Annotated in this window: 14 protein-coding genes; 3 read left to right on the plus strand and 11 right to left on the minus strand. The window is 39.5% G+C overall.

The window, feature by feature from the left end; translation table 11 throughout:
• Positions 1-309: 309 nt before the first annotated feature.
• Both ald and H514_RS0114480 read right to left on the minus strand, forming a co-directional pair.
• On the minus strand, positions 310-1,431 hold the full coding sequence (gene ald / locus H514_RS0114475) for an alanine dehydrogenase (RefSeq protein ID WP_027447609.1): 1,122 nt from the start codon (positions 1,429-1,431) through the stop codon (positions 310-312).
• 189 nt (positions 1,432-1,620) lie between these two features.
• Entirely contained in the window at positions 1,621-2,391 is a 771-nt protein-coding gene (locus tag H514_RS0114480; RefSeq protein WP_027447610.1) for an SDR family oxidoreductase, read from the minus strand.
• Between the two features lie 76 nt (positions 2,392-2,467).
• On the opposite strand from H514_RS0114480, the gene H514_RS0114485 reads away from it, so the two are divergent.
• Positions 2,468-3,787, plus strand: coding sequence for a purine-cytosine permease family protein (locus tag H514_RS0114485; protein WP_027447611.1), 1,320 nt, complete (start codon positions 2,468-2,470; stop codon positions 3,785-3,787).
• 92 nt (positions 3,788-3,879) lie between these two features.
• On the opposite strand, the gene H514_RS24720 is transcribed toward H514_RS0114485, so the two are convergent.
• Positions 3,880-4,029, minus strand: a complete 150-nt coding sequence (locus tag H514_RS24720; RefSeq protein ID WP_154657389.1) for a hypothetical protein — start codon at positions 4,027-4,029, stop codon at positions 3,880-3,882.
• A 114-nt stretch (positions 4,030-4,143) separates the two neighbouring features.
• Here H514_RS24720 and H514_RS0114495 point away from each other — a divergent pair, with 114 nt between their 5' ends.
• On the plus strand, positions 4,144-4,593 hold the full coding sequence (locus H514_RS0114495) for a universal stress protein (protein WP_027447612.1): 450 nt from the start codon (positions 4,144-4,146) through the stop codon (positions 4,591-4,593).
• A 175-nt stretch (positions 4,594-4,768) separates the two neighbouring features.
• Here the strand turns inward: H514_RS0114495 and H514_RS0114500 are convergent, their stop codons facing one another.
• The 7 genes from H514_RS0114500 to H514_RS0114530 all read right to left on the minus strand — a co-directional run bounded on the left by H514_RS0114500 (position 4,769) and on the right by H514_RS0114530 (position 10,496).
• Positions 4,769-5,281 (minus strand): MogA/MoaB family molybdenum cofactor biosynthesis protein, encoded by a 513-nt coding sequence (locus H514_RS0114500; protein ID WP_027447613.1) that lies wholly within the window; start codon positions 5,279-5,281, stop codon positions 4,769-4,771.
• 1 nt (position 5,282) lies between these two features.
• Positions 5,283-6,110 carry an EcsC family protein gene (locus H514_RS0114505; RefSeq protein ID WP_027447614.1) on the minus strand — a complete coding sequence of 276 codons (828 nt, stop codon included), beginning with the start codon at positions 6,108-6,110 and terminating at the stop codon, positions 5,283-5,285.
• 151 nt (positions 6,111-6,261) lie between these two features.
• Positions 6,262-7,458 (minus strand): acetate kinase, encoded by a 1,197-nt coding sequence (locus H514_RS0114510; protein ID WP_027447615.1) that lies wholly within the window; start codon positions 7,456-7,458, stop codon positions 6,262-6,264.
• A gap of 127 nt (positions 7,459-7,585) precedes the next feature.
• Positions 7,586-8,575 carry a class I SAM-dependent methyltransferase gene (locus H514_RS0114515; protein WP_027447616.1) on the minus strand — a complete coding sequence of 330 codons (990 nt, stop codon included), beginning with the start codon at positions 8,573-8,575 and terminating at the stop codon, positions 7,586-7,588.
• A 105-nt stretch (positions 8,576-8,680) separates the two neighbouring features.
• The gene (tpx, locus tag H514_RS0114520) at positions 8,681-9,181 is read right to left on the minus strand and encodes a thiol peroxidase (protein ID WP_027447617.1); all 501 of its coding nucleotides are present in this window, start codon (positions 9,179-9,181) and stop codon (positions 8,681-8,683) included.
• Positions 9,182-9,296: 115 nt separating this feature from the next.
• Positions 9,297-9,824 (minus strand): GerW family sporulation protein, encoded by a 528-nt coding sequence (gene ytfJ / locus H514_RS0114525; RefSeq protein WP_027447618.1) that lies wholly within the window; start codon positions 9,822-9,824, stop codon positions 9,297-9,299.
• A gap of 21 nt (positions 9,825-9,845) precedes the next feature.
• Positions 9,846-10,496: a DUF2953 domain-containing protein gene (locus tag H514_RS0114530; protein WP_027447619.1), complete on the minus strand. Its 651-nt coding sequence runs from the start codon at positions 10,494-10,496 to the stop codon at positions 9,846-9,848.
• 108 nt (positions 10,497-10,604) lie between these two features.
• Between H514_RS0114530 and H514_RS0114535 the strand changes: the two genes are divergently transcribed.
• Positions 10,605-11,408 (plus strand): NAD kinase, encoded by an 804-nt coding sequence (locus tag H514_RS0114535; protein ID WP_027447620.1) that lies wholly within the window; start codon positions 10,605-10,607, stop codon positions 11,406-11,408.
• A 386-nt stretch (positions 11,409-11,794) separates the two neighbouring features.
• Here H514_RS0114535 and H514_RS0114540 read toward each other — a convergent pair whose 3' ends face one another.
• Positions 11,795-13,387: an amidohydrolase gene (locus H514_RS0114540; protein WP_027447621.1), complete on the minus strand. Its 1,593-nt coding sequence runs from the start codon at positions 13,385-13,387 to the stop codon at positions 11,795-11,797.
• Positions 13,388-13,879 lie beyond the last annotated feature (492 nt).

Consider the following 13,879-nt stretch of genomic DNA (forward strand, 5'->3'; position numbering starts at 1 on the left):
TTAGAACACCTCATCCCAGAACTACGGTGGTTCCGTTAGTCACCATTCGGCCAAGGTGGGCTGTGGAACGGGTTGACTCCAGCGGAAGAACGGAGTGACGAGACCCCGCAGGGAGCTTGCGAATGAGGAGGCTCGGCGCTTCGTCCGCAGGAAACCAACCCCCCCCACAGCCCGCCGATCTGCACAAAAGCAACGGAACCATACGCACTTTATCTCGAATCCAAGTCTTCAACAATAGTGGGCTTATATGGAAGAAGCAAATTAAATTAAAAAAGACAGACTATAAAATTATAGCCTGTCCAATATTAATTAATCATTATTTAATAAAGAATGTGCATCACAATACTCTAGTCCATGTGCTTCTGCTACTGCTTCGTATGTTACATAACCATTTAATGTGTTAATCCCTTTTAATAATGCTTCATCATCCTGACACGCTTTCTTATAGCCTTTTTTAGCAAGTTTGAGCGCATAAGGAACTGTAACGTTTGTAAGACCGATCGTAGATGTTCTTGGAACAGCACCAGGCATATTGGCTACAGCATAGTGTAGGACTCCGTGTTTCTCATAAGTTGGATTGTCATGTGTTGTGATTCGATCCGTTGTTTCAAAAATTCCACCCTGGTCAATCGCCACATCTACAATGACGGATCCGTCCATCATTTCTTGAACCATTTCATCCGTAACTAGTTTTGGTGCTTTAGCTCCAGGAATAAGAACTGCTCCAATAACTAAGTCAGAATCTTTAAGTTCCTGTGCGATATTTAACGGGTTGGACATAATTGTATTAATTTTAGAACCAAAGATGTCATCTAATTCACGCATGCGCTCTGGGTTTAAGTCTACAATGGTTACGTCCGCTCCTAGCCCCATTGCAATTTTAGCAGCGTTTGTTCCGACAACACCCCCACCAATTACAGTAACCTTTCCGCGGCGTACACCAGGAATACCACCTAACAAGATTCCCATTCCTCCACGAGACTTCTCAAGGAACTGAGCCCCGATTTGAGATGCCATACGACCTGCCACTTCACTCATTGGTGTAAGCAATGGAAGTGTACCTCTTGCTGTTTGAACTGTTTCGTAAGCAATTCCTACGACTTTATTATCGATTAGAGCCTTTGTTAATTCCGGCTCTGCAGCTAAGTGTAAGTAAGTAAATAAAATGAGACCTTCATGGAAATAATCATATTCTTCTGGTAATGGTTCTTTTACTTTCATAACCATTTCTTGATTCCATGCTTCTTTAGCGGTATCAACAAGTGTTGCACCAGCTTCAGTATATTCTTCGTTCGTAAAGCCTGATCCTTCTCCAGCATCTCTTTCTACGAATACTTCATGCCCTGCACTCAAAAGTGTCATAACGCCAGCTGGTGTCATAGCTACACGGTTTTCATTGTTTTTAATCTCTTTAGGTACCCCTATTCTCATAATAACCACCCTCCACATCAATATCTCTAGACATTCATGTTGCTATCCTTACTAACTATATCACTCCATAGATCTATAAAGGAAGATCCAAAATGAAACTTTTCTATCTGCTCTCTTGTAAGCCCTTTCATTGTAACAAATCTCGTTAAAAAATTCATAGTGAAATAAAAAAACAAGACACCTGATTCCTCAAGGTGTCTTGTAACGATATTTATGAATGACATCCATGCCGCCTGTTACTTCCATCACGGTACCTGTTACCATATCGGCATCATCGCCACATAAAAATAAAATGGAACGTGCTATGTCTCCCCCAGTACCTGAGCGTCCAATTGGAGTTTGCTCGTCTTTATAAGGACGACTATCTGCAATATCTGCTTCCTTCATGTCCCCAACAATTTTACCTGGGCAAATCATATTTGATGTGATTCCATATTCAGCTTCTTCATATGCGATCGTTTTTGTTAAAGAAACTAATCCTGTCTTCGCAGCTGCAAAGGCCGAACGATACATCCAGCCTGGTGCACTATTAGATCCTTGGAAACCATAATTAATAATTCTTCCAAACTTTTGTGCTCGCATAATAGGAACAACGAGCTTTAACAAATGAAATACAGCATCAAGATTTCCATTTATCATCCGATTCCACTCTTCAGAGGTATAATCTATAAGTTTTTTCCTTTCAAAAATATAAGGACCAGCATTATTAATTAAAACATCAATTCGACCAAACTGTTCCATAGTCTTATTGACTAGCTTCGTTAAATCATCTACCAAGGTCACATCAGCTTGAACACACTGAATGCGATCTGAATAAGAAGGGAGTTGCTGAAAGATTTCTTCTGCTTTTTGTTGATCTTGTCGGTACGTAACAGTGACAGAATATCCTGCTTTGAGCATTTCCTCTGTTACCTTACGTCCTAATCCTTTGGTTCCTGCTGTTATAATGGCATGTCTCATGCAACGACCTCCTTTGTCATTTACAATATGCTTTGTCTTTATGTACAATATGGTTTGCTGAGAGGATGTGAAATAAATGGGAGCTCCCGATACTGCAATAAAATCAACAGTTGTTGAAACAATTGGTTTAGAAGCTGTTCCACAGTCTCAACAAAACACTCCTTGGTTTCGATATATGTTTATTCAAATTGCGATATCAGCTAATGCTGGAAATTTTTTAATACCTGCACTAGCGGTATTAAAAGGAAATTTATCTTTTCTTGCTGCAGTCATTGCTACTAGCTTAGGAGCAATTTTCGGATTTGTTTTTGTATCATTACTGTCTTACCCAGGTTCTGTTTACGGCATCCCAGCCCAATATGCCATTCGAACAATGTTGGGTGTAAAAGGTGCCAGGTATCTTTCTTCCCCCATACGTAGTATTACATCACTTTACTGGTTTAGTGTGCAAACAATAGGCGGCACTTATGTTCTTCAACAGTTACTCGTTCGCCTAACCGGGAAGGAATATCCGTTTTTAATATTTTCAGTTCCGTTATCCATTTTAATGGTGGTATTAGCCATCATTGGATTCGAAGCTGTTAAGCGAGCGACAACGTACTTTCTCCCTCTCCTCTTGTTAGGAGAAGGCACCATGTTATATCTATACTTTACTACAAATGAAGCAAGTCGTTCACTATTTACGCTCCCGGTTAATGAATCACACGGAAGCATCGGGATGATGATTTTCTTTGCAAGTCTTGCTTTTGTTCAATATGTATCTGGTGTTAGTGCTTCAGCTGATATGACACGTTATGCTAAAACACCTAAACAAGGTGCTGTGGGTTTATTTCTAGGGAACACATTTGGATTCTTTATAACGGCCATCCTTGGATGTGCCTCTGCTTATTTATACCAAGACAGTAACCCTTATGTTTCCTCTAGCTCAATTACTGATTCACCACTATTTCTTACAATCATCACCCTAACAGCGATTATATCGATGCTATCTATAAACTTAAGTAATGCATACACAGGTGGCTATAGCCTTTTAAACACGTTTTCCGGCCTCTCCAGGATACAAAGTGCTGTCATCTTTGGAGTCTCAGGCGTTATATTGAGTTCAGTTCCTACTCTTGTAACTCATGCTGAGAAATTTGTGTCTGCTTTAGGTGGCTTAATTATTCCTATTTCTGCTGTTATCGTTGTAGACTTTATCTTTATCAAGAAGAGACGGTTATCAGAAGAATCCCTGTTAACGTTACAGGAAAAAGGATCGTTATACCGAATGCCATTGCTTACAGTTCTTGGTGGAAGTATTATTTACTTCATGATCCCAGATTCTTATTCACCCGGCTTTATTACATTTTTCGCAATTGGTATTCTTTATTACTTATTAGCAAAAAAATCTAATTGAACAGAAATACCATCTTCAGCTCGTGTAAGGCTGAAGATGGTATTTTTTCTGTCTTGCTCCAGCCCCCAGCAAAGAAGGGCACCTGCGCTTTTCTATCCTCTACGTTTAGGATGTTCTCGAACCTTACGCCCCTCAATGTCATTATCAATGACACCACTCTGATAACTCTCAGAGAGCATACGATTGGTTTCTTTATCGCCATCTGGATCATACTGCAGACCTAATTTATTCTTCTTGTCCACCACAAACACCTCCCGCTATTTAGTGTGCCTCAGAATGTTCAAATTCTCTCTTGAACCTTTTGCCAATTCCTTATCCACACGTGTTATAATTAGGAAAAGAAAGGAGAGATCCGAATGCCATTTGAGTACAAGCGAATTGTAGTTGCTATGGATGGTTCTGAAGCTTCTGAGCACGCCTTTCAAAAAGCAATTGATATTGCGAAACGTAATGATGCGAATTTATATCTTTCTCATGTAGTTGATACACGCGCTTTTGCCACTGTAGAAGCGTATGACAGAACATTAGCTGACCGAGCGGATGAATATGCATCTGAGTTATTACAGAAATGCGAACAGCAGGCAAGAGATGCTGGGCTTACATCAGTACAAATTGACATTGAATACGGATCTCCTAAGATTAAAATCGCCAAAGAAATAGCACCCAAGTATGATGCCGATCTTATTATTTGTGGGGCTACTGGTCTAAATGCAGTCGAGCGCTTCTTCATAGGAAGTGTTTCTGAGCACATCACTCGTTATGCTAGCTGTGATGTACTGGTTGTTCGACCTGAGACAGACCAATAGAACCATGTAAAGAAAACTTGCCGATTGGCAAGCCTTTTAAGGCGCAGACAGAGGCTTAGCCTTAGCTTATACTTCATACTTTCAAAGCTTTCACTACGTCGAACTTCTCCATTGCTAAAATTTTATACTTTCTTAACGTGTAAAAAAGCTGTTACCTTAATATAGGTAACAGCTTTTAAATGTCTTTTTTTACTTCTTTCACTACATGCCTTAACTCTGGCATTATTAACTTTTCCATAGCTAGCTTAACTGCGCCACTAGATCCTGGAGTTGAAAATATGGCTGTGTGTTGACTCACACCAGCGATGGCTCTTGATAAAATAGCCGCTGATCCAATATCTTCCGTGTAGCTAAGCATTCGGAACAGTTCTCCAAAACCTGTCATTTCCTTATCCAGCAGTGGATAAACCGTCTCTATAGTCACATCACGGTAAGCGATACCGGTGCCACCATTCGTTAGCACTGCATCAACACGTGGATCCTCTAAACCACTTATAACCGCTTCTTTTATCGCATGATGTTCATCTTTAACAATTACGTAACGAGTTACTTTATGGCCTTCTTCTTTCAAATAATCTTTGATAAGTCGACCACTTTTGTCCGTTTCTTCATTTCTCGTATCACTTACTGTAATCACCATACATCGAACCGATGTATGGTGATCTTTCTTATGATCTGTAACTGACATACTAATCAAGTTCTCCTTGCTCTACTAAATATCGATACTGATAAAAACGCAATGCAAAATCAGTAACCTGACGAGTGAGTTGATAATTTAACGTTGCCCCAATAGCCATGGATACGAGTGGTAACCCTTGAATTAATTTCTTCCGGAACATCAGAATAAATAACGACTTCATACTATGCTTCATAGGTTGCTCAAGCCACGTTTCATCTGTCAGCTCTTCTTCTCCTTCATAGATAAAAGGAGAAGTGTGATGTTCCAATTCACGTTTTAGATCATCCCACGCCTCTTTTTGAAGACGTTTTGGAAGTGTTGCAGCGTGAAAGATTTTTAAGGATAACATCATTTCGTATGGGTGATTCACTTCATAGCCAAATGTAAGTCCAATCAATTGAACGGCTCGAACATTCAGGATCATCATAGCTGGAAAATCAATTCCTAATAGAAGTAGCCCTCCTGTTCCCGTTAGACCACCTTGTGCAAATGAGTATAGTTTTCCTTTTGCTACTTGTTGATGCGCTAAATATGTAAGTTGATCAATCGTAAGGTTTTTCATATCTTCTATATGATCAATATCTGATTGAAAAATGCGCCCACTTGTTAAAATACGCTCTCTTGCCTCATTTTGAAAAGCCGTCCCTTGGATGTAAGCATGCGTATGAAAGAGCCACTGATCAATCTGATGAAAAAATTTCTTCTTAGTACGATTCGACATATCCTGAAATGATTTATTCATCCATTGATCATACATCATCTCAAAGTCATTCGCTCGATAATCCTTCCATTGCCTCTCCCAATGTTGGATGTCGTGTAATACTTTTTCTTTACTCATCTTACACCTCCTAAGAGTACCTTGTTCCATTATTGTAGCGTGATCGATAAAAAAAAGCGAAGGATAACCTTCTTGTTATTATGTATATTTGGCTATAACTTGTTTACATGTACAAAAAAGCTGCTGACTTTTAGTCAGCAGCTTTTTCGACTTACTTATTCTCTTCAATTAAACGAACTGTGTCACGAGCGATCATGACTTCTTCGTTTGTTGGAATGACCATTACCTTAACTGGGGAGTGAGGATAGCTTACGAAAGCTTCCTTACCGCGTACTTGGTTAAGAGATGGATCCCAATAAACGCCCATGAACTCAAGTCCTTGAAGAACGCGTTCACGGATTGTTGTACTATTTTCACCTACACCCGCTGTAAACACGATAGCATCTACACCGTGCATACGAGCAGCATAAGAACCGATATATTTGTGAATACGGGCTGCAAATACTTCAAGAGCAAGCTCTGCACGCTCATCGCCTTCTTTAGCTCGATCTTCAATGTCACGTAGGTCACTAGAGAAACCAGATAGAGCAAGCATTCCACTTTCTTTGTTAAGAACGTGAAGTACTTCTTCTGCTGATTTTCCAGTCTTCTGCATAATATAAGGGATAAGTGCAGGGTCAATGTTACCTGAACGAGTTCCCATTGTTACACCAGCAAGTGGTGTAAAGCCCATGGATGTATCAACAGATTTACCGCCTTCAATTGCAGCAATACTCGCGCCGTTTCCTAGGTGGCAGGAAAGAATGCGAAGCTGCTCTTCTGGGCGGTTTAATAACTCAGAAGCACGTTGGGATACATACTTGTGAGACGTTCCATGGAAACCATACTTACGAATGCCATATTCTTCATAGTATTCATATGGAAGACTGTATAAGAAGGACTGCTCTGGCATTGATTGGTGGAACGCTGTATCGAACACAACGACAGCTGGAACGTTAGGTAGTACCTTTTGGAATGCGCGAATTCCAGTCAGATTCGCTGGGTTGTGTAGAGGTGCAAGCTCAGAAACTTCTTCAATTTCTTTAAGAACCTCTTCAGTAACAATTGCAGAGTCTGCGAAACGCTCGCCACCATGTACCACACGGTGTCCAATTCCTTCAATTTCATCAAGTGAGTCTATAATACCTAAACCAGTAAGCTTTTCAACTAACATTTGAACAGCTGTACCATGTTCAGGTAGATCCGTTACGGTTTCATTTTTCTCACCGTTTACTTCAATCGTAAATACGGAATCAGGAAGGCCAATACGTTCAACAAGGCCTTTTGTAATAACTTTTTCCTCTGGCATTTCAATCAGCTGAAATTTCAGTGAAGAGCTACCAGCATTAATGGCTAAAATTTTATTCAATATTTTCATCCCCTTAATAACCTAGGTTCATGATTACCATTTCCCATTTAACCACCCGTCATCACGCATTTCAAGACACTTATGAAATTGGTAACGCTTTCCCGGTGAAATCTTTATTTTCTCAAAATTAGGACAGATGTTCCTTCTTAAACCATTCGTTGATTTGGCCCACCATATCGTTCATTGCTTCGGCATTTTGAAAGGATGGAAGTTGAGCGATTAAAGCTTGTGATGGGGTCTTTGTGTGTTGTCCTTTTTTCTGTACAATAAAGATGCTCTTTCCAAACTTTTCATTCTTAAACATCGATTCAGGAAGTTGTAATACTCCTACAATGTGTACATGTTCATGTAGATATGCATGTAGTTTTTCAGACTGATCACTTTCAAATAAGAAGTTTGGAATTAAGAATAAAGCATATCCAGCCTCTTTTACATAATTTAAGCTTTGCTCAATAAATAAGTGATGGGAATAAGAATGGCCTTCATCAGCTTTTAATTTGTACTCATTTGCTTGTACATCATTCGGATAATACCCTACTGGTAAATCGGCAATAGCCATATCAACAGGTTCTAATAAAAATGGGCTCAGGCTGTCCTGATGGAAAAATTCAATTTCAGTTTTCTGCAAGTTTGCATTCATAAGCGCCAATTGTATGAGGGTTTGATCGACTTCACTCCCATAGGCTTCCACACTTTGCTCCATCTGATTAACGACAGCAGTCAATAAGTTTGCCGTACCACAAGCTGGATCAAATAACCGCAATGTCTTTTGATCTGAATTTGTAAGCTTTTGCACCAGATAGCCCATGAATATCGCTACAGAATCCGGTGTAATATGATGCTGTTGTTGGGTTGTTCCTTTCATCCCTTTAAGAATCGCAAGCTGCATAGCTTTACGAATCTCTTCTTTTTTATAATCCTCTACGGATATTTGAGATAGTTTATCTTTTATTTTAGTTTTTATTTCATCGTTATACTCTCGGGTTAACTGTTGTTCAAAAAGGGTTTCCCCAGCCAATGGTAAAAGCTCTAAATAGGAAAGATCTACTTCTTGTCCAATTAACTCCACTGTTTCATCTAACCATGTATAGAGTTGCTCTACATTTGATTGTTCCACGATTTCTCCTCCACTTCTTTAAGAAAAGCAAGATTGCTTGCTGCATATATTCATAACCTTACTTATTTTACATGAGAAAACCCGGCCACGTCAGCCGGGTTCTAGTTATTTTGCTTCTTTTGCTGCTTTAATGGCTGCGTCGTAATCAGGATGATCAGTTGCTTCTGGTACATATTCTGCATAAACAACCTCATCGTCACTATTTACAACGAACACGGAGCGAGTTAGTAGACGCATTTCTTTTATAAGTACGCCGAACGCCTCACCAAAGTATGCATCACGGTGATCAGAAAGTGTATCAACATTTTCAATACCGTTTGCTCCACACCAGCGTTTTTGTGCAAAAGGAAGATCCATGCTAATCGTTAGCACTGTTACATTATCAAGTTTTGCTGCTTCTTCGTTGAAACGACGGGTTTGTGCATCACATACCCCTGTGTCGATTGAAGGAATTACACTGATCAATTTTACTTGACCTTCATAATCTTTTAACGAAACCTCTGATAAGTCATTCGCTAACACGGTAAAATTAGGGGCTTTTTCCCCAACCTTCACTTCGTCTCCAACTAGGGTGACTGGGTTGTTTTTAAACGTAACATTTGCCATGATTTTGTATCCTCCTCGTATATCATAACGATAGTATAAATTTCAGTTTTCTCTCAAAAAGAAAACTGCCTACTATGTATTATGAAGGCAGTTTTCTTAGATGTCTAACGATAACCTACCAGGAAAAATTCTGGTTATCTTGCTTCCCGTTTTGTTGTTGGGATTGTTGCTGTTGATTCCCACTTGATGAAGAACCATCTTTTTTCGAACCTTTACTAAGTACTTCTTGAATTTTTTGTACGGTTTGCGGTGCAAGGTCTAGCATGCGCTCATATAAGTGTGTATTTTCATCAAGGTGAATCATTTTAACACCTGAAGTTTTATTGACAATTAAGAAAGCAATCGGAGTAATCGAAACTCCTCCACCGCTACCTCCGCCAAATGGAAGTTCGCTTTGCCCTTGGCCTTGAGAACCATTACCATCATTTTGACCTTTATCTGATTGATGTCTATCTGAAGATTTGCCCATTTTGAACTGACTTCCACCAGCAGCAAAACCAAATCCTACTTTGGAGACAGTTAGTATTAGAGTGCTACCATCTGGTGTTTCAATAGGATCTCCTATGATGGTATTTACATCAATCATATCTTTTAAGCTTTCCAATGCAGTTGTCATTAGACCTTGAATTGGATGTTCAGACATCGTAAATCCTCCTTCTTCGGTTTAAGCAGTTTTCTTTCTAAATTTAGGGACACGACCTTGTGTATGCCGTACAATCAAAAACACTGCGAGTATAGCTTGTCCAAAGCGAAATGAAATCATACACTTTATACGTGTTTGAGAATGTTTTTGTTGGAAGTAGGGAGTTACATATAATTCCGGTGCTGTTTTCAATTGCATATAGCTAGAAATAAAGCCTAGAATACTGCCTTTTAAGGTCCATATCCCGCCACAAAGCATTCCTGTTGTACTCGCTTCTGATGTACCTACTTGTGTATCCCATAGCAATGTGTGAACATGTACTTTGGATAAAAATCGACGAAGAATGCGATGAAAGCCTACGACTCGATCCAAGAAGTCCCTCATGCTCTCAAGTTGCTTTTTGATATCTTCTGGGGAATAATCTTTCTCTTCTTCCTCTTTCTTATCTTGCCCATATTCTTCTTTCTGTTTTGTTTTCACTGTCATATCTTCTTTATCAACCGCAACCATTGGGATTTCTTTTTTTAAACGAACCCATCTCCAAAAGCGGAGTTCAATGCTTAAAAAGTCCCCATCAGATTTATGAATATAGGAAAGGGTAAAAAACAATCTACTGAAAATAACCACAATAATATTAACGATTAGAAATAATAATAGTGCGATCCACCACATATACGTCCTCCTTGTTATCCATTTTCTGCTTAGTATAGACATTTTAAACATGAAACATAGATGTTATTTTTGTTATGATTTATTAAGAAAGTGAAGGGAGTGTCCAACATGGCAAAAGGTAGCAATTTATATTTTTTCTACAAGAAGGACGAGGAACTAGAACAAAAACTGAAACCCCTTTTTAATCTCGCAGAAGAAAACGGTTTCAACATTGTGGAAGATCACCAAGAAGCTAATATCATTGTGAGTGTAGGTGGGGACGGAATGTTCCTACAAGCCGTAAGAAAAACAGGCTTTCGACAAGATTGCTTATATACAGGTATCACTCGTTCTGGTGAAGAAGCAGGCTTATACTGTGATTTCAACCTAGATCAATTCGATGAAATGGTGCACTCCATGATGTATGAAGAGTTAGAAGTTAGGCGTTTTCCGATTATTGAAGCTGATGTAAATGGTGATTCCTCATTTTATTGCTTAAATGAAATGAGCATGCGATCAACGATTATCAAAACAATCGTGCTAGATGTGTATATTGATGATATTCATTTTGAAACATTCCAAGGTGATGGCTTAATTGTTGCGACTCCTACTGGTTCAACAGGGTACAATAAATCAACTAAAGGAGCCGTGGTTGATCCTAAGCTTCCTTGTTTTCAAGTTTCTGAATTAGCCTCTCTCAATAATAATCGTTATCGCACACTTGGATCTTCCTTTATTCTGAGTGGTGATAGAAAGTTATCATTAAAGCTCGTACAAGATGGGAATGACTATCCAATCATCGGAATGGACAACGAAGCCTTACCGATTCGAAACATCCACAACCTTGATATCAGGTTAAGCGATAAAGTTATTAAGACGATTAAATTAAAGGATAATTCTTATTGGGAACGTGTGAAACGTACGTTTTTATAGGAAAGGCGCAAGCGCCCGTTTAGCAACGAAGGGACTGGACTGAGCCCGTAGTACGATTAACAAAACTTGCTGATTGGCAAGCCACAGGCGCAGACAGAAGCTTAGTTGCTGTGGTACTTTCACCTAGAAATTTTAACTACGTCGAGTTCCTTCTTTGTTAAAATTTCATAACGCAAACGTGTAAAGGAAACACGATGAACCTTGGTGAATCGATGTTGACTTATCATACGGAGGCGAGGGAAGTCCCTTCGTTGCTGGGCGCTGGAGCTAGACATCGAAGAGCTATAACTTATACTTTCTTTATTTATAAGAAAGGGCAAGTGACGACCAATAATGAATGCAAAAAAGCTTTTGCTCTGGGATATCCCTTAGCAAAAGCTTTTTTATTAGTTTTTATAAACAATGTCTCCACTCACAACTGTCTGAACCACATTAGCAGAAGCGATTTCTTCCGGAGTAATAGCAAATAAATCTTTGTCTAAAACTGTGAAGTCAGCTAAGTAACCTGCTTCAACTTTACCACGTTTATCTTCCTCACCAATAGCATACGCACTACCCGTTGTATATAAAGATACCGCTTCAAACATGGAAAGTTGCTGATCTTCTCCATACACTTTTCCATCTGAATCTGCCTTTCGCAAAACGGCTGCTCGTATGCCCATAAGGGGATTGATTTCTTCTATAGGAGCATCAGATCCTCCAGCACATGGAATACCTTTATCCAATAATGTTTTCCAGGCATAGGCGTACGGTAAACGTTCTTCACCAATTCGTTCAATTACCCAAGGGAAATCAGATGATACAAAAGTAGGCTGAATATCAATAATTGCGTTTACCTTTTGTAGCTCTTCAATTAAATCTTCTCGTAAAAATTGAGCATGAATAATACGATCACGTAAGTCAGGACTGGTTGGTGGATGTTCCTGTATAGCTTCCAAGACAGCCTCAACTGCTTGATCACCTATTGTATGAACAGCTATAGGGAGATTGTATTGTCGGGCTCGTTTTACTAGTTGTATTAAGTTTTCATCTTCATGTATTGGCATCCCTTGATTACCCTTATCATCTGTATAATCCTCGGAAAGCCACGCTGTACGCCCACCAATTGCCCCATCCGCAAATATTTTCATAGCTCCAAATTCCACAAATTCTGTGCCTGTTTTATAACTGTGACCTAAATCAATCATTTCATCTACTACACCATGATGAACTAACAAGTGTACCCGAAACTTTAATTGGTCACCATTAATCGTATTTAAGTAAGCCTGGTGTGTTTTAAAGAAGCCACCATAGTAATTCATATCCTCCGTATGACCACCAACAATCCCGTTTTTCCATAAATCTTGTACAGATAAACGGATTGCTCTCTCAAGATATCCTTGCTTAAACTCAGGCATTGCCTCTTTAATAAGTTCTTGTGCTGTATCGAGGAAGTAGCCTGTCATATAATCATGATCATCACGTACGATCTTACCGCCCTGTGGATCCACGCTTTGCTCTGTTACCCCTGCAAGTTCAATGGCGTGTGAATTGGCAAGTAATGCATGGCGACAAACACGAGTTAACATGATTGGGTGTTTTGTGGATATAGCATCTAACTCATGTTTATGTGGAACCTCAGGATCATCCCATAAATTTTCGTTCCATCCTTCTCCAATTAACCATTCCCCTTCCGGAAGGTTAGATGCATAGTTTTTTAGTGCTTGTTTCATTTCACTAACAGATGTCATTTGTGAGAGGTCTAATCTCATTAACTTTTCACCATGTCCAATAATATGTAAATGGCTGTCTACAAAACCTGGATAAAGAACATTTCCTTTGAGGTTATGCTCAGTGGCAATTGTAGAAGAATAAGCATCTCGTATTTCTTCTTCTTTTCCCGCCGCTAAAATAATTCCATCTTGTGTAAGAACAGCTTCTACTTGCTCATTCGGCTTCTCCATGGTGTAGATCTTTCCACCAAACCAAAGTTCTCCCATATTCATTCTCCTTTGTTCAGTAACGGTTTTTCACTTTAGCGAATTGAATACTCACATCATAACAAAATGGTTATAAATCGACTAGTTTTTGTATTTAATATATGTTTATTACCATAAAAATGTTTTCAAGAATCTTGTATCACTCACTCTTCCATAAAAGCCCCCTTATCTTGAAGACTTGGTTTCGAGATAAAGTGCGTATGGTTCCGTTGCTTTTGTGCAGATAGGCGGGCTGTGGAACGGGTTGCTTTCCTGCGGACGAAGCGCCGAGCCTCCTCATTCGCAAGCTCTCTGCGGGGTCTCGTCACTCCGTTCTTCCGCTGGAGTCAACCCGTTCCACAGCCCACCTTGGCCGAATGGTGACTAACGGAACCACCGTAGTTCTGGGATGAGGTGTTCTAATTCCAGGTAGTATAATCCTATCATGACAAGGTTTTGAGCAACTTCTGTGAATATAAATTCCAATCAATTTGAGATGGGAAAGTCCAAATT

The sequence above is a fragment of the Pontibacillus marinus BH030004 = DSM 16465 genome, from assembly GCF_000425225.1.
Classification (GTDB): Bacteria; Bacillota; Bacilli; order Bacillales; family BH030062; genus Pontibacillus; species Pontibacillus marinus.